Genomic DNA, 21644 nt, shown 5'->3' with positions numbered 1-21644 from the left:
GAGAAGTCATGACAGACGCGGTAAAAATTTACCATAACCCTCGCTGCTCCAAGAGCCGCGACACCCTCAGCCTGCTGAAATCTAACGGCATCGACCCGGAAGTGGTGCTGTATCTGGAGACGCCGCCGGACGCGCAGACGATCCGCGAGCTGCTGCACATGCTGGGGATGGGCAGCGCGCGCGAACTGATGCGTCAGAAAGAGGATCTGTATAAATCGCTTAATCTGGATGACAGCCGCCTCACCGAGGCTGAGCTGGTACAGGCGATGGTCGACAATCCAAAGCTGATTGAGCGCCCGATTGTGGTGGCGAATGGCAAGGCGCGGATTGGCCGTCCGCCGGAAGATGTGCTCGAAATTCTCTAGTCCTTACGCCGCAGCGCTTCCAGAAACGCCTGCGGCGTACTCTCTCCCAGCTTTTTCTGCGTTTTGCCCCGGTTATAAAACTCGCACAGCGCGATCAACACCTCTCCCGCCGGTTCATCATTCACGCGAGGAATAACATCGCCTAATGGCACCGCTACCTGAAGCGCGTTGTGTTTTTGGGGATGCGTTTTTACAGCCACATCTTTTGCAGCCTCCGTCAGCTCAAAACCAAAAGTCTCAATAGATTGTATATCAGCCGGACAGTCATCAAGCAGCGCCCGCGTCCAGGTATTGAGCAACTGGGGCGACAGTCCCGCATAGAGCCGGGCATAGCACCAGCCGCTCACCGGTTCGCGCGCCCAGAGCAGGTGTTGTTCACCCCCATCGTCCATGTGCAGGGATAAAGGCAGATGATGGAGCATCAGCGTATGCGGCCGCATGCCAGCCTTCAGCGCTGTTATTCCCTGCAACGGCCCCCCTTTTAGCTTCGCGGAGGCCGGTTTGAGATAGCGATTCAGCGTTGCCCTTGAAACGCGGATCCCCAGCACGTCGTTAACCATCTGCAGCAGTTCATCTAACGGCGCCCCTGAGATGTCGCGCAGCGCATTCACCAGCGCAATCTGTTCCTGTCTCAACGCTTTGTGTATCACTTTTGGCGTGGTGTGGTTATCCGAAACCTGGTCGCGGTTGCGCCAGCGCCTGACGGTCGTGACCGAGATCCCCAGCTCAACAGCAAGCTCTCTGTCGCTTTTATCTGACTGTTGCAGATAGCGGCGGATGCGCGGCGTGGTGGTCGCATTGGCATGCAGTTTAATTTCCATCGCAACAATTCCGTTAACTAATCATATGAGATTTATATAACACAGGCGATTGCTTTGTGACCGATTTCACCTTTCGCTCGCCGCGCTTCACTGATAATCCACAGACATAACATAAACAACACCCCTCAATCTTGTACGGAGTTCACAATGAACAATGTTCTGGGATTTCTTGAAGCAAAACTGATGCCCCTGGCGGCGAAAACGGCCCAGCAGCGTCATCTCGGGGCCATTCGCGGTGCCTACGTGTCATTCATGCCGTTTATTATCGTCGGCTCCATTCTGCTGGTTATCTCCTCCTTCCCTAACCAGGCCTATCAGCAGTTTATGTCTCAGGCCTTTGGTGAGAGCTGGAGCGCGATTATTGAAATTCCATTCAACGCGGTGTTCTCCACCATGTCGCTGTTCATCAGCTTTCTGGTCGCCTTCCGCCTGGCGGAACACTACGGCGAGGACCGCATCTCCTGCGGCATTCTGGCGCTTGTCGCGTTTCTGATCCTGACGCCGTTTATTAAGGTGGCGGAAAACGGCGGGATTACCGTGATGCCGGTGGAGTGGATTGGCAGCAAAGGATTGTTCGTGGCGATGATCGGCTCGCTGCTCTGGACGGAGCTGTTCTGCTGGCTGAAGCGCAAAAATCTGGTCATTAAAATGCCGGACGGCGTGCCTCCAGCGGTGCAGGAGTCGTTCGCGGCGCTGATCCCCGCCCTGCTGGTGATGATTCTGGTGCTGGGTATCCGCATCGTCTTCGAAAACACTCACTACAACACCATCCACCAGTTTATTTATGAAGTGGTTGCTACCCCGGTGCGCCACTACGGCACCTCCTATTTCGGTGCGCTGATGACCGTCTTCAGCATCACCATTCTCTGGTCAGTGGGCATTAACTCCGGCTCGATGATTAACGGCATCATTCGTCCGCTGTGGATGGAAAACCAGACCGACAACATCGCCGCGATTCAGGCGGGGACGACGCCGCCGCACATTATCACGGAACAGTTTTTTGACATGATCTGGATGGGCGGCGCGGGTGCTACGCTGTCGCTGGTGATTGCGATGCTGATTTTCGCCCGCAGTAAAAACATGCGCGAAGTGGCGCGCCTCGGCGCCGGGGCGTCGGTGTTTAACATCAACGAGCCGATTCTGTTTGGCCTGCCGGTGATCATGAACCCGATCATGCTTATTCCGTTCAACCTGGTGCCGCTGGTGCTGGTCACCGTGCAGTATGCGGCGATGAAGGTTGGCGCGGTCGCCGTCACCACCGGGGTGTTTATCCCCTGGACGCTGCCGCCGGTGATCAGCGGTTTTATCGTCACCGGACACCTGAGCGGCAGCGTGATGCAGCTGATCAACCTGCTGATTGGCGCCATGCTGTACCTGCCTTTCATGCGTATCGTGGACAAACAGTACCGCGCGGCGGAAATTGCCACCGTTACGCAAACCGACACCACCCTTGCAAAACAGGAGTAAAGCATGTGGGGAATTATCGCAACCTGGCGAATGGCGCTTGAAGGGGTAACGGAATCTGCGTCTGCCCTGGCGGCGGGAAAACCGGTCGCTACGGCGGTGGTTGATGCCGTCGCCGCCGTCGAAGACTTTCCGTTTTATAAATCCGTCGGCTACGGCGGACTGCCGACCGAAAACGGCGAAGTCGAGCTGGACGCGGCATTCATGGACGGCGACACGCTGGCGTTCGGTGCCGTGGGGAACCTGGTGGATATCGCCAACCCGGTGCGCGTGGCGCACGCGCTCAGCCGCCAGCGCTACAACAGCCTGCTGGTCGGCCAGGGCGCGCGTGAATGGGCGCTGAGTCAGGGCTTTGCCGACAAAAGCATGCTCACCGAACGGGCTATGCAGCACTACCGCAAACGCTGCCGCGAGACGCTGGATAAGGGCTTAAGCCCGTACGACGGACACGACACCGTCGGCATTATCGGCCTCGATAAGCAGGGGGCAATGAGCGTTGCCACCTCCACCAGCGGCCTGTTTATGAAAAAACGCGGCCGCATTGGGGACTCGCCGATTATCGGCTCCGGCTTTTACTGCGACAGCGAAACCGGCGCGGCCACCGCTACGGGCGTCGGTGAAGATCTAATGAAGGGCTGCACGAGCTACGAAATCGTTCGTCGCATGGCGCAGGGTATGACGCCGCAGCAGGCGGCAGACTCCGTGGTGTTCGAGCTGGAAGACAAGCTGATGTCGCGCTTCGGTCGCGTGGGCGATCTCTCCGTGGTGTGCATGAACAACAGGGGCGAATTTGGCGCCGCCACTAACATCAAAACCTTCTCGTTTGTGGTGGCGACGGCCCGTCAGCCCCTCACCGTTTTTCGTACCGAGCGCCTGCTGGAGAAAACGCACTATCACGCCGTGGACGAAGAGTGGATGCAGGCCTACGCCGCGCGGATCCGCGCACCGATTGAGGAGTCATGATGATCGCGTATCAGTTTATCACCGCGCTTTCTGACGCGAAGCCGCGAAGCCATTTAATCGCCCGCGTCTCCTGTGCACAGTTGCCGCAAACCGCGCTTGTTGCGGAAATGCGTGACTCTGACGGCATCGCGGACACCCGCTTTGGCTGCGCGCCCTTTGCGCGCATCACCCTGCTGCCGGATGCGCTCTGGCATGACGCGCTCACTGAAGGCCTGCTTGCCGCCCTGCGACCGCTGTTTGCCACTCCCGTCAGCGCAGATATCGTGCTGGACGCAACAAATATCGACGACGTCGTGCTGGCGCAGGTGCTGCGTTTTCTCTTTAATCAGGCGCACAGGCTGAGCGATTTACAGCTGAAAAAAACCAGTGAGTGCGTTCGTATTAAGCACATCACCGCCCTCTGCCTGCCGGAACAGCAGGCGAAGCTGGAAACAATTTTCCGCCAGCAGCAGGCCATCGCTCACGGCATGGTCGCAGCGCGTCGCCTGGCGGATATACCCTCCGATCGCTGTACGCCGCAGTTTATGGTCGAAGAGGCGCAAAAACTGTGTGCCGCCTACCCTGCCCTGCGCTGCGCTGCGAGGTGCTGAACGAAAAGGCTATTGTTGAGCAGGGTCTTGGGCTGCTGAACGCCGTCGGCAAAGGGGCGACCTGCCCGCCACGTCTGCTGGCTATTCATTACGACGGCGTTTCTGACGGCCCGGTGCGCTGCTACGTAGGTAAAGGCATTACCTTCGATACCGGCGGCCTGTGGCTGAAGGAAGGCGCAGGCATGTACACCATGAAATACGACATGTGCGGTGCGGCCAACGTGCTGGGGCTGATGCTGACCGTAGCAGAGCTGGCGCTGCCCGTACGCATCATGGGCGTGCTGGCGCTGGCGGAAAACGCCATCGGACCGGACGCCATGCAGCCCGGCTCGGTAGCAACGGCCTGCAACGGCATGACGGTTGAAATCAACAACACCGATGCCGAAGGCCGACTGGTGCTGGCGGACGCCATCGCCTGGGCCAGCCAGCGCCATCCGCAGGCGCGCTATATCATTGATATGGCGACCTTAACCGGTGCGGTGGTGAAAGCGCTGGGGTATGAGTTGAGTGGATTAATGACGCAGGACGAGCCGCTGCGCGCCGCGCTGACGCAGGCGGGTAAGCGGAGCGGTGACGAAGTGTGGTCCCTGCCGCTGGACGCGCGGCTGAAAAAGCAGACCGACAGCGCGATTGCCGATCTGTGCAACACGCCAACCAACAATGCGGCAATCAGCGCCTCTGCGGCGTGGCTGCTGCACCATTTTTGCCCGCAGACGATCCCGTGGGCGCATCTGGACATCAGCGGCACGGCGCTGTGGCGCGAGAATGGCAGGAGCGTGGCGTCGGGAAGGCCGATTCCGCTGCTGGTGGAGCACTTGCTGGGGGATCTTTAGCCAGGTGGCGCTGCGCTTACCGGGCCTACGGGCGCCATATGTAGGCCGGGTAAGGCGCAGCCGCCACCCGGCATAACTACAGCTTAAGAATATCTTTCACAAACGGAATGGTCAGCTTGCGCTGGGCGGTAATGGAGGCGCGATCGAGCTGATCGAGCGTATCAAACAGGGTGCGCATCTCACGGTCCAGACGCTTGAGCAGGAAACGGCCCACGTCTTCCGGCAGCTCAAAGCCGCGCTGCTTTGCTCGCAGCTGTAACGCCTGCAGCTTATCTTCATCTGATAGCGGCTGGAGCTTGTAGATTTGTCCCCAGTCCAGACGAGACGCCAGATCCGGCAGCCCAAGGTTAAGCTGGCGCGGCGGACGATCGCCGGTGATCAGCAGCCGGGTTTTGCCCGACTCCAGAATGCGGTTGTAGAGGTTAAAGATCGCCATTTCCCACGGCTCGTCCCCCGCCACGCATTCGATATTATCGATGCAGACCAGCGAGAGATGTTCCATGCCCTCAAGCACTTCAGGCACAAACCAGGTACGTTTATCCAGCGGCACGTAGCCGACCGCATCGCCGCGCGCCGAAAGCTCTGCGCAGGCGGCATGCAGCAGATGGCTGCGCCCCGCGCCTTCGCGTGACCAGATATAGATGTATCCGCTGTGATCCTGACGCAGCACGTTTTGCAGTGCAGCCAGTAAAGAGGGGTTATCACCCGGCCAGAAACTCGCAAAAGTTTCGTCGTCAGGGAGATAGAGTGGCAGAGAGAGCTGTGCCGGTCCGTTCAGAAATACCTCAACCAGAGATCTTACATAAAATCGGCGATGAGTTTAACACGGAACCCGCCAGGAGAGAACCGGGCGATCCTTCGCCCAGTTAATGGATCAGTGTGGGGCTTTTTCGCTTTCGTCAGCGTCCAGGACCACCTCTTCCGGGCGGATCACCGAGATCAGCTTGAAAATCAGGCTCAGGCCCACGCCCACGATGGTCGCCAGTGCCATGCCCTTCAGCTCGGCCGCACCGATGTGCACCTTCGCGCCGCTCACGCCGATGATCAGGATAACGGAGGTCAGAATCAGGTTTTGCGCCTTACTGTAATCCACTTTGGATTCAATCAGCACGCGAATACCGGAGGCACCGATCACGCCGTACAGCAGCAGAGAAACGCCGCCCATTACCGGCACAGGAATGATCTGGATCGCTGCCGCCAGCTTGCCCACGCAGGAGAGCAGAATGGCGATGATCGCCGCGCCGCCGATAACCCAGGTACTGTAGACGCGGGTAATCGCCATTACACCGATGTTTTCACCGTAGGTGGTGTTTGGCGTGGAACCGAAGAAACCGGAGATGATGGTGGAGAAACCGTTGGCAAACATGGAGCGGTGCAGACCCGGGTCGCGGATCAGGTCGCGCTTCACGATGTTCGCCGTCACCACCAGGTGGCCAACGTGCTCCGCAATTACCACCAGCGCGGCAGGCAGAATGGTGAAAATGGCGAACCATTCAAAGCGTGGGGTGTAGAAAGTTGGCAGCGCGAACCAGTGCGCCTCGGCAATCGGGGTGGTATCCACAACGCCCATGACGAAGGAGAGCGCGTAGCCCGCCAGCACGCCGATCAGGATCGGGATAATCGCCATAAAACCGCGGAACAGCACGGAGCCAAATACCGTCACGCCCAGCGTCACCAGCGAGATGATAATGGTTTTGGAGTCCGGTGACTGGCCGTCCGCAGGCAGCAGGCCGGCCATATTCGCCGCCACGCCCGCCAGCTCCAAGCCGATAACGGCAACGATGGCGCCCATCGCCGCAGGCGGGAACATCACGTCCAGCCAGCCGGTACCGGCTTTCTTCACAATGAAGGAAACCAGGCAGAACAGCACACCACACATGATAAAGCCGCCCAGCGCGACCTCATAACCCAGCGGCAGCAGCAACAGCACCGGCGAGATAAAAGCAAAGCTCGACCCCAGATACGCCGGGATTTTGCCTTTACAGATAAAGAGGTACAGCAGCGTACCGATGCCGTTGAACAGCAGCACGGTAGCCGGGTTAATGTGAAACAGGATTGGCACCAGCACGGTTGCGCCAAACATAGCGAACAGGTGCTGCAAACTAAGCGGGATAGTCTGTAAAAGCGGCGGTCTTTCACTCACCCCGATAGCACGGCGCGTCATAGTGTTTTCCTCTGTGTAGTATTGTTGGTTTTTATTCAAAAAAAAGCCGACTATCAAAGTCGGCTTATTTATCGTTATTCGATTATTTCGTACCAAAGATCTTATCGCCGGCATCGCCGAGCCCCGGGATGATGTACCCGTGCTCGTTCAGCCCCTGGTCGATAGAGGCGGTGTACAGCTCAACGTCCGGGTGCGCTTTTTCCAGCGCCGCGATCCCTTCCGGAGCAGCAACCAGAACCAGCACCTTAATGCTGCTGCAGCCCGCTTTTTTCAGCAGATCGATGGTGGCGATCATTGAACCGCCGGTTGCCAGCATTGGGTCAACCACCAGCGCCATGCGCTCGTCGATGTTAGAGACCAGCTTCTGGAAGTAAGGTACCGGCTCCAACGTCTCTTCGTTACGGTAGATACCGACCACGCTGATGCGCGCGCTCGGTACGTGCTCCAGCACGCCTTCCATCATGCCAAGACCGGCACGCAGGATAGGCACTACGGTAATTTTCTTACCTTTGATCTGCTCAACCTGCACCGGACCGTTCCAGCCTTCGATGGTCACTTTTTCTGTTTCCAGATCGGAGGTTGCTTCGTAGGTCAGCAGGCTGCCCACTTCAGAAGCCAGTTCGCGAAAACGCTTCGTGCTGATGTCATGCTCACGCATCAGGCCCAACTTGTGTTTAACGAGTGGGTGTTTCACTTCCACAATCTTCATTCTCTTTCTCCTCTGAGGTGGCATCCGCAAAAAAATCGCGGGATTATACCGCTTTTTTCGGATTGCGCCATACCCAACTTGCTTGACGTATATCAATCAAAAACAAAAAAACCGGAGGCTGGGCTCCGGCTTGGGTGCGGGGTCTTGCCCGGTGGCGCTGCGCTTACGCGGGCCTACGTGTATTGTAGGTCGGGTAAGCGTTAGCGCCACCCGACAATTAGAGGTTATCGCCGTTGCTCGCAATCACCTGCTTATACCAGTCGAACGATTTCTTCTTGCTGCGGTTCAGGGTGCCGTTACCTTCGTTATCTTTATCGACAAAGATAAAGCCGTAGCGTTTTTTCATTTCGCCCGTTCCGGCAGACACCAGGTCGATACAGCCCCACGGGGTATAGCCCATCAGATCCACGCCGTCTTCCACCACCGCTTTTTTCATCTCGCGGATGTGTGCGGAAAGGTAATCGATGCGGTACTGGTCGTTCACCGTGCCGTCGCTCTCCTGCACGTCGATCGCGCCAAAGCCGTTCTCAACGATAAACAGCGGCAGCTGGTAGTGATCCCAGAACCAGTTCAGAGAGTAGCGCAGCCCGACCGGATCAATCTGCCAGCCCCAGTCGGATTTCTGCACGTACGGGTTGGAGACCAGGCTCTTGCTCTCGTCGTAGTCCAGCGCCGGGTTATCTGCCGTCGCTTTGGTGGCGAAAGACATGTAGTAGCTGAACCCGATGTAATCCACGCAGCCCTGCGTGAGCGCCGCCTTATCTTCTTCGGTGATATCCAGCGCGAAGCCGCGACGCTCGAAGTAGTTGAGCAGATGCTGCGGATATTTGCCGCGCACGTGAACGTCGGTAAACCAGTAGCGACGGTGCATGGCGTTCATCGCCATCATCATGTCGTCCGGCGCACAGGTCAGCGGGTAGATGGGGCACATGGCAATCATGCAGCCGATCTGCAGCGACGGGTTAATCTCGCGGCCCGCCTTCACCGCCAGGGCGCTGGCCACCAGTTCGTAGTGCGCCGCCTGGAACATCACCGGCTCGCGGTCTTCACCCGGCGCGTACTTCAGCCCGGAGTTGGTAAATGGCGCAAAGTCTTCGTGGAAGTTGGCCTGGTTGTTGATCTCGTTAAAGGTCATCCAGTACTTCACTTTATGCTGGTAGCGCTCAAAAACGACCTTCGCAAAGCGGACAAAGAAGTCGATCAGCTTACGATTGCGCCAGCCGCCGTATTCCGTCACCAGGTGGAACGGCATCTCGAAGTGGGAAAGCGTAATAACCGGTTCAATGCCGTACTTCAGGCATTCGTCGAACAGATCGTCATAGAATTTCAGGCCTGCCTCGTTCGGCTCCAGCTCGTCGCCTTTCGGGAAGATACGCGTCCAGGCGATGGAGGTACGAAAGCATTTGAACCCCATCTCGGCAAAGAGTTTGATGTCTTCTTTATAACGGTGGTAGAAGTCGATAGCCTCATGGTTAGGGTAGTTTTTCCCCTCCAGCACGCCGTTGGTGATTTCACGCGGCACGCCGTGGGCGCCCGCGGTCATGACGTCGGCAACGCTTACGCCCTTACCGCCCTCTTTCCAGCCGCCCTCAAGCTGGTGAGCTGCAACGGCCCCACCCCACAGAAAATCTGCTTTGAATCCTGACATTCGCTTTCCCTCATTCTGCGTTATTTTCTGCAAAAACAATTACAGAAACCGGTTTCAGTTCGATGATGTGCAAAGGGGATATTCGTTGCAAGCAGATCGCCGAAACCGGTTTCATTTTCGTGAACGGAGTCAAGTTTGGCTGCATTTACGGGCTATACAGAAAAAAAGATCCCCACGTCCAGAATAGGCTCGCAAACGTTTGCCTGGACTGTTAGAATTGCGCCGATTTTTCTTACTAGCTATGCAATCGCGTGGGGATTTAAGCCGTGACCAACAAAACTTCTCTCAGCTACAAAGATGCCGGTGTTGATATTGACGCAGGTAATGCGCTGGTTGACCGAATCAAAGGTGTGGTGAAGAAAACCCGCCGCCCGGAAGTGATGGGTGGTCTGGGTGGATTCGGCGCACTGTGCGCGCTGCCGCAAAAATATCGTGAACCTGTTCTGGTCTCGGGTACTGACGGCGTAGGCACCAAGCTGCGCCTGGCGATGGATTTAAAACGTCACGACACGATCGGTATCGATCTGGTTGCGATGTGTGTGAACGACCTGGTGGTTCAGGGCGCAGAGCCGCTGTTCTTCCTCGATTACTACGCGACCGGCAAACTGGATGTGGATACCGCAGCCAGCGTCATTAACGGTATCGCCGAAGGCTGTCTGCAGTCCGGATGTGCGCTGGTGGGCGGTGAAACCGCTGAAATGCCGGGCATGTACCACGGCGAAGATTATGACGTCGCGGGCTTCTGCGTCGGCGTAGTAGAAAAATCAGAAATTATCGACGGCAGCAAAGTGGCCGATGGCGATGTGCTGATCGCGCTGGCCTCCAGCGGCCCGCACTCTAACGGCTACTCTCTGGTGCGTAAAATCCTCGAAGTAAGCGGCTGCGATCCGCTGACCACCGAGCTGGACGGTAAACCGCTGGCCGACCACCTGCTGGCCCCAACCCGCATCTACGTGAAAAACGTGCTGGAGCTTATCGAGAACGTTGACGTTCACGCTATTGCTCACCTGACCGGCGGCGGCTTCTGGGAAAACATCCCGCGCGTGCTGCCGGACAACACCCAGGCGGTGATCGACGAATCCTCATGGCAGTGGCCAGCCGTCTTTAACTGGCTGCAGAATGCAGGCAACGTGAGCTCTCACGAAATGTACCGCACCTTTAACTGCGGCGTGGGCATGGTTATCGCCCTGCCGGCAAGCGAAGCGGATAAAGCGGTTAAGCTGCTGACCGAGAAAGGTGAAAACGCGTGGAAAATCGGTACGATTAAAGCCTCCGATTCCGAACAGCGTGTGGTCATTGAATGAAAAACATCGTGGTGCTCATTTCCGGCAACGGAAGCAATTTGCAGGCCATCATAGACGCCTGCAAACAGAAGAAAATCAATGGCACCATTCGGGCAGTTTTCAGCAACAAGGCCGACGCGTTCGGCCTTGAGCGCGCGCGGGAAGCGAACATTCCCGCTCACGCGCTGGAAGCCAGCCAGTTCGCCGGACGTGAAGCCTTTGACCGCGAGCTGGTGCAGGAGATTGACGCCTACGCGCCCGACCTCGTGGTGCTGGCGGGCTATATGCGTATTCTGAGCCCGGCCTTCGTCGAACACTACGCCGGTCGACTGCTGAATATTCACCCTTCCCTGTTGCCAAAATATCCCGGCCTGCATACCCATCGTCAGGTGCTGGAAAACGGTGACGAGGAGCACGGTACCTCCGTCCATTTCGTGACCGACGAGCTGGACGGTGGCCCGGTGATCCTGCAGGCGAAAGTCCCGGTCTTTGACGGCGACAACGAAGACGACGTGACCGAACGCGTGCAGACGCAGGAGCACGCCATTTATCCGCTGGTGGTAAGCTGGTTTGTCGACGGGCGTCTGGAGATGCGCGACGGCGCAGCCTGGCTGGACGGCGTGAAGTTGCCCCCGCAGGGTTATGCGGCCGAAGAGTAGTTTGCTATGTCGGGTGGCGCTTCGCTTACCCGATATTCCCTCCCCCAACCCGCTAAATTCCTCAACAAAAAAAATAACTGTCATACTTTTCTGGCACTGTTGGACATATCGTGGAAATGCTCGCCATAATAAGGACGAGACGGATTTACCACGTCCTGTGATTGAACTGGAGTGTGAGCTGTAATGGGTCAGGAAAAGTTATATATCGAGAAAGAGCTAAGCTGGTTAGCATTTAACGAACGTGTACTCCAGGAAGCGGCAGACAAAAGTAACCCGCTGATCGAACGCATGCGTTTTTTAGGCATTTATTCCAACAACCTGGATGAGTTCTACAAGGTTCGCTTTGCCGAGCTGAAAAGACGCATCATCATCAGCGAAGAACAGGGCTTAAACTCGCACTCGCGGCATCTGCTGGGCAAAATCCAGTCCCGCGTGCTGAAAGCCGATCAGGAATTTGACGGCCTGTATAACGAACTGCTGCTGGAGATGGCGCGCAATCAAATCTTCCTGATTAACGAACGTCAGCTTTCCGTTAACCAACAAAACTGGCTGCGCCACTACTTTAAACAGTACCTGCGCCAGCACATTACCCCGATTCTCATCAACCGTGAAACCGATCTGGTGCAATTCCTGAAGGATGACTACACCTACCTGGCGGTGGAAATTATTCGCGGTGAATCCATCCGTTATGCCCTGCTGGAGATCCCGTCCGACAAGGTCCCGCGCTTCGTGAACCTGCCGCCGGAAACGCCGCGCAGACGCAAGCCGATGATCCTGCTGGATAACATCCTGCGCTACTGCCTGGACGACATTTTCAAAGGCTTCTTCGATTACGATGCGTTAAACGCCTACTCGATGAAGATGACCCGTGACGCCGAATATGACCTGGTGCACGAGATGGAAGCCAGCCTGATGGAGCTGATGTCCTCCAGCCTGAAACAGCGCCTGACGGCCGAGCCGGTGCGCTTTGTCTATCAACGCGACATGCCGGACGCCATGGTGGAGATGCTGCGCGAGAAGCTAACCATTTCACGCTATGACTCCATCGTGCCGGGTGGCCGTTACCACAACTTTAAAGACTTCATTGGCTTCCCGAACGTTGGCAAAGCCAATCTGGTGAACAAACCGCTGCCGCGCCTGCGTCATATCTGGTTCGATAAATTCCGCAACGGATTCGACGCTATCCGCGAGCGCGATGTGCTGCTCTACTACCCGTACCACACCTTTGAACACGTGCTGGAGCTGCTGCGTCAGGCCTCGTTCGACCCGAACGTGCTGGCGATCAAAATCAACATCTACCGCGTGGCAAAAGATTCCCGCATCATCGACGCGATGATCCACGCGGCACACAACGGCAAAAAAGTCACCGTGGTGGTTGAGCTGCAGGCGCGCTTCGACGAAGAGGCGAACATTCACTGGGCGCGCCGCCTGACGGAAGCGGGCGTGCACGTGATCTTCTCCGCGCCGGGTCTGAAAATTCACGCCAAGCTGTTCCTGCTCTCTCGTAAAGAGGGTGATGACGTGGTGCGCTATGCCCACATCGGCACCGGGAACTTTAACGAAAAAACTGCGCGGATTTATACCGACTACTCGCTCTTAACCGCTGACGCCCGCATTACCAACGAAGTGCGCCGGGTCTTTAACTTTATCGAAAACCCGTACCGTCCGGTGAGCTTCGACTATCTGCTGGTCTCACCGCAGAACTCGCGCCGCCTGCTGTACGATATGATCGATAAAGAGATCGCCAATGCGCAGAAAGGCTTGTCGTCCGGCATCACGCTGAAGCTTAACAACCTGGTCGATAAAGGGCTGGTGGACAGGCTGTATGCGGCGTCCAGCTCCGGCGTGCCGGTTAACCTGCTGATCCGCGGCATGTGCTCGCTTATTCCGGAACTGGAAGGCATCAGCGACAATATTCGCGTTATCAGCATCGTTGACCGCTACCTGGAGCACGATAGGGTCTATATTTTCGATAATGCGGGCGATAAACAGGTCTATCTCTCTTCGGCAGACTGGATGACGCGCAATATTGACTATCGAATTGAAGTCGCGACGCCGCTGCTGGATCCGCGTCTGAAACAGCGTATCCTCGACATTATCGAGATCCTGTTCAGCGATACGGTGAAGGCGCGCTATATCGACAAAGAACTCAGTAACCGCTACGTACCGCGCGGCAACCGCCGTAAAGTGCGGTCACAGCTGGCGATTTACGACTATATCAAATCACTCGAGCAACCCGATTAACCTATGCCGATAAATGATAAGACCCCACGCCCGCAGGAATACGCCGCGGTCGATCTTGGCTCTAACAGTTTTCACATGGTCATCGCCCGTGAGGTGGATGGCGCGCTGCAGATCATCGGTCGTCTGAAGCAGCGCGTACACCTGGCGGATGGGCTTGATGAGCGCAGCATGCTCAGCGAAGAGGCGATGGAGCGTGGTTTAAACTGCCTGTCGCTGTTTGCCGAACGCCTGCAGGGCTTCTCGCCCTCCAGCGTTTGCATCGTGGGCACCCACACGCTGCGCCAGGCGCTGAACGCGCCGGAGTTCCTCAAGCGGGCCGAAAAAGTGATCCCCTACCCGATTGAGATCATCTCCGGTAACGAGGAGGCGCGTCTGATTTTCATGGGCGTTGAACATACCCAGCCGGAAAAAGGGCGCAAGCTGGTGATCGACATCGGCGGTGGTTCTACGGAGCTGGTGATCGGCGAAGACTTTGAGCCGCGCCTGGTGGAGAGCCGTCGCATGGGCTGCGTCAGCTTCGCGCAGATGTACTTCCCCGGCGGCACCATTACCCGTGAAAACTTCCAGCGGGCGAAAATGGCTGCGATCCAGAAGCTGGAGAATCTGGCCTGGCAGTACCGCATTCAGGGCTGGAACGTGGCGCTGGGCGCGTCGGGCACCATCAAGGCGGCGCATGAAGTGCTGCTGGCGATGGGTGAAAAAGACGGTTTTATCACGCCTGAACGCCTGACCCTGCTGGCCGAAGAGGTGCTGAAGCATAAAAGTTTTGACGCCCTAAGCCTGCCGGGGCTTTCCGACGAGCGTAAGGCAGTCTTCGTGCCGGGCCTGGCTATTCTCTGCGGCGTGTTTGACGCCCTGGCGATTAAAGAGCTGCGCCTTTCCGACGGCGCGCTGCGTGAGGGGGTGCTGTATGAGATGGAGGGCCGCTTCCGCCATCAGGACATTCGCAGCCGCACCGCGCAGAGCCTGGCCAACCAGTACAACATCGACCGCGAGCAGGCTAAGCGCGTGCTGGAAACCACGGTGCAGATGTACGAGCAGTGGCAGGAGCAGAACCCCAAGCTGGCGCACCCGCAGCTTGCCGCGCTGCTGAAATGGGCCGCGATGCTGCACGAGGTGGGGCTGAACATCAACCACAGCGGGATGCACCGCCATTCAGCGTATATTCTGCAAAACAGCGATCTGCCCGGCTTCAATCAGGAGCAGCAAACCATGATGGCGACCCTGGTGCGCTATCACCGTAAAGCCATCAAGCTCGACGATCTGCCGCGCTTCACGCTGTTTAAGAAAAAGCAGTTCCTGCCGCTTATTCAGCTGCTGCGCCTGGGCGTGCTGCTGAACAATCAGCGTCAGGCCACCACCACACCGCCGACGCTGAAGCTGAAAACCGACGATCACCACTGGACGCTGAGCTTCCCGCACGACTGGTTCAGCCAGAACGCGCTGGTCCTGCTGGACCTGGAAAAAGAGCAGCAGTACTGGGAAGCGGTCACCGGCTGGATGCTCAAAATCGAGGAAGATAGCGCCGACGTCGCCGCGTAACGGCTCAGGCGTCCGCCGTGGACGCCTCTGCTTCCAGCAGTGACTCAAGCGGTGCCGGTCTGCCAATCAGATAGCCCTGCACATAATCAATGCCTAGCGCGTGCACCGCGCTACGTATCTCTTCGGTCTCGACATATTCCGCCACCACCAGCATCTTCTTCATGCGAGCCAGATGACAGATAGAGGCCACAATCTGGTAATCCAGACTGTTGTTGACGATATTGCGGATGAAATCGCCGTCGATTTTGAGAATGTCCGCATCCACGCTTTTCAGCCGCGCATAGCTCGCATAGCCGGTACCAAAATCATCGATCGCAATGCGTACCCCCATTTTCTGCAGCTGCCGAAGGATGTGGAGCCCCTGCTCCGCGTTGCAGAAGGTGCTGCACTCTGTCACTTCAAAGATCAGCTGCCACGGCTCAATGGCATATTTCGCCAGCAGGCGACTCACCTCAAGCGGGAACTGCACCCGACACACCGTTGAAGGGGCCAGATTAATGGCAAAGCGCTGGCCGGGCAGCCGTTCGCGATGCGCGGCGAGGAAGCGCAGCGTATGCTCCAGCACCCACAAATCCACCCGCGAAGAGAGGCCAAACTCCTGGGCTATCGGCAGGAATTGTTCAGGGGAGATCAACAGCCCGTTTGCATCAGTCATCCGCAGCAAGACCTCATGATACCTATCGCCACGCAGGCCGCGTACGGGCTGAACGAGCAGCGTGAATGCGTTGTTATCCAGCGCACGCTGCAGGCGACTCATCACCACGACTTTATCCTTCAGGCTGCGCTGCAGATGGACGGCGCCGCGCTGCTGAAGATTTTCCGGGTGGTTAGAGGAGAGCGACAGATCGGCCACCACCCCCAGCTCACCCAGCACCAGATAGAGGTGGTTAACCGGCGAACGCACATAGCAGTAGCTCACCCCCACCTGCGGCTGCAGCGGCATGCCGTCCCAGACAAAGCGGAACTGCTTGATGTGCTCGTCCAGGGTTTCAATCCGCTGCTGGTGCGATTCGGCATTTAGGCGAACCGCCATGTCACAGCCCGTCAGGTGATAGACCTGCTCATTGGGCTGGAGCGTGCCGTTAACCCATTGCGCCAGCTGCTGTTTGTACTGAATGCGCAGTAACACGCCATAGTTACGGCCCAGAATTTCAAGCTCCGGAACGCGGAGTAAACAGAGCGCCGACCACGGGTTTTTTGCCAGATCTCGCGAAAGCGCCCGCAGGTTAGGCATATGCAGAACCGGGTCGAGCAGCGCCAGCCTGCGGGAGCGTTTGTTCACCGCCCGCTGCCGGGTCGCCAGCATCGACATGTAAATCACCACAAACGAGAAGACCAGATAGCTGGATGAGGTGATTGCCAGCTGAATGTCGTACCCCTGGTTCACGGGAATATAGCGGTAAAAATAGTGAATAGACACCAGCAGTATCGGGATCCAGATAAGCGAAATCAGCTTATAGCCAAAGCGCATCGCCCCCCAGAGCATCACCGGCATCAGCAGCGACAGGGTGTAGTTAGTGGTGAAAATCGAACTGTTTTCATTCATCGGCAGCAGCAGGAGCGAAAGCAGCCCGGCAAGCGCAATGGCCCAAATCAGAAACTCAGCGCGCGTCACCTTTTTGTCTATCTGGGTACGGATCTGCGAGATGAGGCTTTTGAGATAGCGCGGATGACGAATCAAGCGGATCAGCAGATAACTTAACGGCACGCCCGTCAGACCGCTGACCAGCAAGGCCTGATAGTTGATCAGCGTGCGAATGTTGAGGGGGTTAAGCCCTGCCAGGCTCTGGCGACTCTCATACACTCCCAAATACACCGCAAACTGGAACAACAGCAGAAACAGCGTCGCGGGGCAGAAGGCCTGCCAGAAGATGCGCTGCGCCATCAGCCGTACGTCACCGTACGCCGTCATATTGCGTCTGGGCGCAAACACCCGGTAGCCGCCCCAGCTAAGCACTATAGGGACAATAAAATGGAGCACGCCGGCGACGGTTTCAAACATCCCGACCGACGGGTAATAGCGGATAAACAGCGACAACACGATCCCGGGAAGGGCTTCCAGACCAAAAAACATCATCAGCGAAAGCAAAAACGAGAGCGGTAAATAATAAAGTGCCGCTATCCCGTCGCCCAGGTGCGTGAACGTATTCGCCACGCTCAGTACGGGAAGTAAAACCACCGGTAAAATAAGCGGCAATACCCACCAGCGGTGTTGATTCTTTTTCAGGAAAGCAAAAATGTTCATAGATGCCCGGTTAAACCCCTTTTTCTCCAGAAGGAAAATAATGACAGGCATCCAACCTGACCTGGCGCAGCCCGGCGACGTGCGGGGCGAACGGTATGGAGGAGGGATTTTAAATATCAGGGCCGGAAATCCGTTGACATAAATCAAATTATTTTACGCAAATAAGCTTTGCACAGCGTTTTTTTGAAATAATTTTCTTCATATTATCAATATGGTAAATGCAAATATTAATTTCAATAACAATAATTAATGTAAACGTTGACGGTTATTTACACATGACGGAATTGACCCTCTCTTTCCGCTGTGCCTTAATATCCCCGTCGCCCAGAAGGGCATGCCCAGGAAAAAGAAGAGTGAGTCAGGCCACGCGTATGCGCAAACGACACCGTTTTAACACCCGGATGACCCGCATTATACTGCTCATCAGCTTTCTGTTTTTCTTTGGCCGCTTCGTTTACTCTTCCATCGGCGCCTGGTATCACCATCAGGACAAAATCCAGTCGCAGCAGTCCAGCCTGAACGTCGACGCCGCTGACCGCTAGCCCTGCGATGGGTTTTGCACCAGCCGAATAATCCCCGCGATCCCTTTGCTGAGGATCTTGTCCTGCCGCATCACGATGGCGAGCTGTCGCTGCAGCACGGGCGTGAGCGACATGACGCAGAGCCCTTCACGGTCAGCATCATGCTCAACCGCCATTCGCGGAACGATACTGTAGCCGAGCCCCACCCGAACCATACGCTTAATCGCCTCAATGCTGCCAAGCTGCATCACCGGCGCGATCGCTAACCCATTGGCCGCAAACCAGCCATCAATGAGCGCCCGGGTACCGCTGCCAGACTCAAAGGCGATCAGCGGCTGGGCATGGAGCGCCTCCGGGGTTAACTCCCTGAAAGCATCCTGCTGTTCCCGCGACGCGATAAAAACAAACTCCTCGTCCATCACCGGCATAACGTCCAGCGCTCTGCCGCTTACCGGCAGCGTCACCAGCCCCATATCGAGACGGTTCTCTTCAATGGCCCTGACGATATCGAGGGTGTTGCCCGTTGTTACGCCCACCCGCAGGAGCGGATAGTCGCGGCGCAGCTGCGCCAGCAGGGGCGGCAGAAGGTGGATACAGGCCGTCGCCCCCGTGCCAAGAGTAATGGTCCCGCTGACATCGTGGCTGAACGCGCTCACGGACCGCAGGGTTTCGTCCACAACCTGCTGAATGCGCTCTCCGTGAACCAGCAGTGACTCTCCTGCCGCCGTGGCCTTAATGCCCCGCCCGGTACGCTCCACCAGCCGCGTTTGCAGAAACTGCTCCAGCTGACGTATTTGCAGACTAACGGCGGGCTGGGAAATGCCCAGCAGATCCGCCGCCGCCGAAAAGCTGCCGCGCTGGATCACCAGACGGAACGTCGCGAGATAGCCAAGGTTAAGCGTCGTCATCCAAAGTTTCTCTTATACAGCGCATAAGGTTGCAGGCCTGCCAGCACAATACCGCGCTCGCTATGCTCAGGACAACTGCATAACGGAATGAAAAACAATGGAAACACCTGCCCTGCCTCGTCGCCTTGCCCTTACTGCCGGATGTAATCAGCTTATCAACTGGGGGATCTCGTTTTATCTGCCCGGCACCTTTGCGCGGACCATTTCAGCCGACCGGGGATGGTCAGCGCCGCAGATTTACCTCGGCCTGACGCTGGCGATGCTGGTGATGGCCGCGGTCTCCCCTTTCGTCGCCCGTCTGCTGGCACGCTTTGGCGGACAGAAAGTGGTAATGAGCGGAACGCTGCTGATTGCCGCAAGCTGCGCCGGTATGGCGTATACCCGGACGCTGTCTGGCTGGTACGGCGCCTGGCTACTGTGCGGCATCGGGATGCGTCTGTCGCTGTATGACGCACTGTTCGCCGCGCTGGTTAATCTATATGGTCAGCAGGCACGCGGGACGATCTCACGTATTACGCTGATGGGCGGGCTGGCGTCTGCCGTCTTCTGGCCGCTGGGCGATGGCCTGCTTCACATCATGAGCTGGCAGGACGCGTTACGCATTTATGTCCTGCTTGGCCTGCTGAGCGCAGTGCTGATCCGCACGCTTCCCCAGCAGCGGCTGACGGAAAACACAAAGGCCATCGCGCCGCCCCTGCGCAACGAGCGGCGTAACGCCTGGCTTTATGCGGCCTTCATCGCCCTTATCACCTTTGTCTCTAACGGCACCTCCACCCATCTGCCGGAGTTTATTGCCCACTTTGGCCTGCCGGTCGCCATCGGCATGCTGTGGGGGATCGGCCAGACGGGCGCGCGCTCGCTGGAGGTGCTGGCAGGAGGCCGCTTAACCCCCTTCAAACTCACGCTCTTCACCGCCCTCGCCATGCCGCTCTGCTTTATTCTGGGGATGAGCAGCCCCCTCTTTGCGTGGTGTGCGGCCGGGTTTGTGCTGGGCTACGGCGCCATCAACGGGCTGGTCACCATAGTAAAAGCCACGCTGCCACTGGAGCTGTTTAGCACGGAAAGCTATGCCCGCCGCACGGGTATGCTGCTTATCCCGGGCCAGCTGATGGCCGCAGCCGCACCGTTTGCCTATGCGTGGCTGAACAAAACGCTGGGGATCGCGGGTGCAATGGGAGTGTCGACGGGGTTAACGCTGGTGATTGCCGGGCTGGCGATAGCGATCGTGCGCCATCCCGGTAAGCAAACTGTATCGCACTGTATCCCGCGCGACGCGCTGACAAACGGGTACAAAACGCCCCCTCCGGCAAATATCTCCGATACATAAAAATGGTTTTCTTTACCTGTCGTCATTCAGAACTGATGAGGAGAGAACCATGATTCGTCGTTACGCAATTTTACCCCTGCTCGTCCTGGCCTCTGTAACACATGCCCAGGCCACGCCGCTGAACAACCTGAGCGCCGCGGACGTTAACGGCCCCACCGCCGTTGCCCCGCTGGCGCAGCCGCAACCGCCTGCAAAACTGATCGTCGATCCGCCGCTTGCCGGGCCGCTGAGCAAAGGCGCGGTGTTTATTCAGTACCGGGCCGAAAACCTGCGCATCGAGCCGGTATTCGGCCCCGAGGCGCTCAAGGTGACCCCGCGTATCGGACACATTCACGTGGTGGTGGACGACGCGCCGTGGCACTGGGCTGACGCCAGCGGCGAGCCGGTGATCCTGGTGGGGCTGCCCGCCGGCAAGCACAAGGTAACGCTCATCCTGGCTGACCCGACGCACAAGCCGCTCGACCACAAAACCATTGAATTCACCGTCCCGCCCCACGCGGCGACCCACCATTTTTAAGGAGTCTGAACATGAAAGTACTGTCTGTACTGACGGCGGCCCTGCTGGCGCTTTCTGCCAGCGCCTTCGCGGAAAATAAAACCAGCGTCGTGCTGGTGCACGGCGCGTTTGCCGACGGCAGCAGCTGGAATAAGGTGATAACCCTTCTGCAGAAACAGCACGCAGAGGTCATTGCCGTCCAGCTCCCGCTCACCTCGCTTAATGATGATGTTGCCGCCACAAAACGGGCCATCGCCCGGGCGCACGGCGACGTGGTGCTGGTAGGCCACTCCTGGGGCGGCACCGTGATTAGCGAGGCGGGCAACGATGCACGGGTAAAATCGCTGGTCTATGTGGCGGCGTTCGCGCCGGATTCCGGCCAGTCGACGGCGGATCTGGCAGGTAGCTTCCCTCCGCCGCCGGGCAGCGCGGGCATCGCCAAAACGGCGGACGGCTATTTATACCTGCCGACAGAAGCCGTCAGGAAGGACTTCGCGCCTGACGTGAAGCCGGGTGAACAAAACGCTATCGCGGCTACGCAGGGGCCGATTAAAGCCGATGCGTTTGGTGAAAAGGTGACTCACGCGGCGTGGCATGATAAACCGAGCTGGTTTGTGGTCAGCAAGCATGACCGGATGATCAACCCCAACCTGGAACGTGCGATGGCGAAGGCGATACATGCGAAAACCACCGAGGTGGCCGCGAGCCACGTGTCGATGGTGAGTCAGCCGGAAGCCATCGCCCGGACGATTGAGCAGGCGAGGCGGACACACTGAGGACAATTCGCCCGGCGGCGCTACGCTTGCACGAACCCACGATTTCGTAGGCCGGGTAAGCGCAGCGCCACCCGACAAGAAAGGCC

18 protein-coding genes and 1 pseudogene are annotated in these 21644 nt (G+C 57.6%); 12 read left to right on the top strand and 7 right to left on the bottom strand.

Going from position 1 to position 21644, the window contains the following annotated elements; genetic code table 11:
• Positions 1 to 8: 8 nt before the first annotated feature.
• A complete protein-coding gene (gene arsC, locus INF77_RS09085; protein WP_048959914.1) occupies positions 9 to 365 on the top strand; it encodes an arsenate reductase (glutaredoxin) in 357 nt (118 codons plus the stop codon).
• Here the strand turns inward: arsC and INF77_RS09080 are convergent.
• The gene (locus tag INF77_RS09080) at positions 362 to 1186 is read right to left on the bottom strand and encodes an XRE family transcriptional regulator (protein WP_193532289.1); all 825 of its coding nucleotides are present in this window, start codon (positions 1184 to 1186) and stop codon (positions 362 to 364) included. The two genes, arsC and INF77_RS09080, sit on opposite strands and share 4 nt — an antisense overlap.
• A 147-nt stretch (positions 1187 to 1333) precedes the next feature.
• Here INF77_RS09080 and celB point away from each other — a divergent pair, with 147 nt between their 5' ends.
• The 3 genes and pseudogenes from celB (at position 1334) to INF77_RS09065 (ending at position 5036) form a co-directional block, all read left to right on the top strand.
• A complete protein-coding gene (celB, locus tag INF77_RS09075) occupies positions 1334 to 2653 on the top strand; it encodes a PTS cellobiose transporter subunit IIC (protein WP_047368073.1) in 1320 nt (439 codons plus the stop codon).
• A gap of 3 nt (positions 2654 to 2656) precedes the next feature.
• Positions 2657 to 3613 (top strand): N(4)-(beta-N-acetylglucosaminyl)-L-asparaginase, encoded by a 957-nt coding sequence (locus tag INF77_RS09070; protein ID WP_193532288.1) that lies wholly within the window; start codon positions 2657 to 2659, stop codon positions 3611 to 3613.
• Positions 3613 to 5036: pseudogene (locus INF77_RS09065) on the top strand (M17 family metallopeptidase). Before INF77_RS09070 ends, INF77_RS09065 begins: the two are co-directional and overlap by 1 nt.
• A gap of 76 nt (positions 5037 to 5112) precedes the next feature.
• Here INF77_RS09065 and INF77_RS09060 read toward each other — a convergent pair.
• The 4 genes from INF77_RS09060 to INF77_RS09045 form a co-directional block, all read right to left on the bottom strand.
• Positions 5113 to 5814 carry a DnaA inactivator Hda gene (locus INF77_RS09060; protein ID WP_211438414.1) on the bottom strand — a complete coding sequence of 234 codons (702 nt, stop codon included), beginning with the start codon at positions 5812 to 5814 and terminating at the stop codon, positions 5113 to 5115.
• 96 nt (positions 5815 to 5910) lie between these two features.
• Positions 5911 to 7200, bottom strand: a complete 1290-nt coding sequence (gene uraA / locus INF77_RS09055; protein WP_017692944.1) for a uracil permease — start codon at positions 7198 to 7200, stop codon at positions 5911 to 5913.
• Positions 7201 to 7282: 82 nt separating this feature from the next.
• Positions 7283 to 7909, bottom strand: a complete 627-nt coding sequence (gene upp, locus INF77_RS09050) for a uracil phosphoribosyltransferase (protein WP_008501641.1) — start codon at positions 7907 to 7909, stop codon at positions 7283 to 7285.
• 217 nt (positions 7910 to 8126) lie between these two features.
• A complete protein-coding gene (locus tag INF77_RS09045) occupies positions 8127 to 9557 on the bottom strand; it encodes a 6-phospho-beta-glucosidase (protein ID WP_028014031.1) in 1431 nt (476 codons plus the stop codon).
• Positions 9558 to 9823: 266 nt separating this feature from the next.
• On the opposite strand from INF77_RS09045, the gene purM reads away from it, so the two are divergent.
• The 4 genes from purM (at position 9824) to ppx (ending at position 15285) form a co-directional block, all read left to right on the top strand.
• Complete coding sequence (gene purM, locus INF77_RS09040; RefSeq protein ID WP_041908759.1) at positions 9824 to 10861, top strand: phosphoribosylformylglycinamidine cyclo-ligase; 1038 nt, start codon at positions 9824 to 9826, stop codon at positions 10859 to 10861.
• Positions 10858 to 11499, top strand: a complete 642-nt coding sequence (gene purN, locus INF77_RS09035; RefSeq protein WP_028014032.1) for a phosphoribosylglycinamide formyltransferase — start codon at positions 10858 to 10860, stop codon at positions 11497 to 11499. Before purM ends, purN begins: the two co-directional genes overlap by 4 nt.
• 183 nt (positions 11500 to 11682) lie before the next feature.
• Entirely contained in the window at positions 11683 to 13743 is a 2061-nt protein-coding gene (gene ppk1, locus INF77_RS09030) for a polyphosphate kinase 1 (RefSeq protein ID WP_193532287.1), read from the top strand.
• A 3-nt stretch (positions 13744 to 13746) separates the two neighbouring features.
• Positions 13747 to 15285: an exopolyphosphatase gene (gene ppx, locus INF77_RS09025; protein ID WP_193532286.1), complete on the top strand. Its 1539-nt coding sequence runs from the start codon at positions 13747 to 13749 to the stop codon at positions 15283 to 15285.
• Positions 15286 to 15289: 4 nt separating this feature from the next.
• Here the strand turns inward: ppx and INF77_RS09020 are convergent, their stop codons facing one another.
• Complete coding sequence (locus INF77_RS09020; RefSeq protein ID WP_088204564.1) at positions 15290 to 17530, bottom strand: EAL domain-containing protein; 2241 nt, start codon at positions 17528 to 17530, stop codon at positions 15290 to 15292.
• 371 nt (positions 17531 to 17901) lie between these two features.
• On the opposite strand from INF77_RS09020, the gene INF77_RS09015 reads away from it, so the two are divergent.
• Entirely contained in the window at positions 17902 to 18072 is a 171-nt protein-coding gene (locus tag INF77_RS09015) for a YfgG family protein (RefSeq protein ID WP_023337595.1), read from the top strand.
• Here the strand turns inward: INF77_RS09015 and INF77_RS09010 are convergent.
• Positions 18069 to 18959, bottom strand: coding sequence for a LysR family transcriptional regulator (locus INF77_RS09010; RefSeq protein ID WP_150144517.1), 891 nt, complete (start codon positions 18957 to 18959; stop codon positions 18069 to 18071). The two genes, INF77_RS09015 and INF77_RS09010, sit on opposite strands and share 4 nt — an antisense overlap.
• A 97-nt stretch (positions 18960 to 19056) precedes the next feature.
• Between INF77_RS09010 and INF77_RS09005 the strand changes: the two genes are divergently transcribed.
• From INF77_RS09005 to INF77_RS08995, 3 genes are read left to right on the top strand one after another with little or no spacing between them, the layout of a single operon-like run.
• On the top strand, positions 19057 to 20286 hold the full coding sequence (locus tag INF77_RS09005; protein WP_193532285.1) for an MFS transporter: 1230 nt from the start codon (positions 19057 to 19059) through the stop codon (positions 20284 to 20286).
• Positions 20287 to 20335: 49 nt separating this feature from the next.
• Complete coding sequence (locus INF77_RS09000) at positions 20336 to 20803, top strand: DUF6130 family protein (RefSeq protein ID WP_193532284.1); 468 nt, start codon at positions 20336 to 20338, stop codon at positions 20801 to 20803.
• 11 nt (positions 20804 to 20814) lie between these two features.
• Entirely contained in the window at positions 20815 to 21558 is a 744-nt protein-coding gene (locus INF77_RS08995; protein ID WP_193532283.1) for an alpha/beta fold hydrolase, read from the top strand.
• Positions 21559 to 21644 lie beyond the last annotated feature (86 nt).

It is taken from the genome of Enterobacter cloacae complex sp. P1B (genome assembly GCF_014982345.1).
GTDB lineage: Bacteria > Pseudomonadota > Gammaproteobacteria > Enterobacterales > Enterobacteriaceae > Enterobacter > Enterobacter bugandensis.
Note: the sequence above shows the minus strand (reverse complement) of the source record. Positions and strands in the feature narration are given on the sequence as shown.

Excerpts from the sequence above, each read along its gene's own strand:
- INF77_RS09000 (WP_193532284.1), top strand. The coding sequence starts at position 20,336 with ATGATTCGTCGTTACGCAATTTTACCCCTGCTCGTCCTGGCCTCTGTA.
- ppk1 (WP_193532287.1), top strand. The coding sequence starts at position 11,683 with ATGGGTCAGGAAAAGTTATATATCGAGAAAGAGCTAAGCTGGTTAGCA.
- INF77_RS09080 (WP_193532289.1), bottom strand. The coding sequence starts at position 1,186 with ATGGAAATTAAACTGCATGCCAATGCGACCACCACGCCGCGCATCCGC.
- celB (WP_047368073.1), top strand. The coding sequence starts at position 1,334 with ATGAACAATGTTCTGGGATTTCTTGAAGCAAAACTGATGCCCCTGGCG.
- INF77_RS09070 (WP_193532288.1), top strand. The coding sequence starts at position 2,657 with ATGTGGGGAATTATCGCAACCTGGCGAATGGCGCTTGAAGGGGTAACG.
- arsC (WP_048959914.1), top strand. The coding sequence starts at position 9 with ATGACAGACGCGGTAAAAATTTACCATAACCCTCGCTGCTCCAAGAGC.
- INF77_RS09045 (WP_028014031.1), bottom strand. The coding sequence starts at position 9,557 with ATGTCAGGATTCAAAGCAGATTTTCTGTGGGGTGGGGCCGTTGCAGCT.
- INF77_RS09020 (WP_088204564.1), bottom strand. The coding sequence starts at position 17,530 with ATGAACATTTTTGCTTTCCTGAAAAAGAATCAACACCGCTGGTGGGTA.
- INF77_RS09005 (WP_193532285.1), top strand. The coding sequence starts at position 19,057 with ATGGAAACACCTGCCCTGCCTCGTCGCCTTGCCCTTACTGCCGGATGT.
- purN (WP_028014032.1), top strand. The coding sequence starts at position 10,858 with ATGAAAAACATCGTGGTGCTCATTTCCGGCAACGGAAGCAATTTGCAG.
- INF77_RS09015 (WP_023337595.1), top strand. The coding sequence starts at position 17,902 with ATGCGCAAACGACACCGTTTTAACACCCGGATGACCCGCATTATACTG.
- INF77_RS09010 (WP_150144517.1), bottom strand. The coding sequence starts at position 18,959 with ATGACGACGCTTAACCTTGGCTATCTCGCGACGTTCCGTCTGGTGATC.
- upp (WP_008501641.1), bottom strand. The coding sequence starts at position 7,909 with ATGAAGATTGTGGAAGTGAAACACCCACTCGTTAAACACAAGTTGGGC.
- ppx (WP_193532286.1), top strand. The coding sequence starts at position 13,747 with ATGCCGATAAATGATAAGACCCCACGCCCGCAGGAATACGCCGCGGTC.
- uraA (WP_017692944.1), bottom strand. The coding sequence starts at position 7,200 with ATGACGCGCCGTGCTATCGGGGTGAGTGAAAGACCGCCGCTTTTACAG.
- INF77_RS08995 (WP_193532283.1), top strand. The coding sequence starts at position 20,815 with ATGAAAGTACTGTCTGTACTGACGGCGGCCCTGCTGGCGCTTTCTGCC.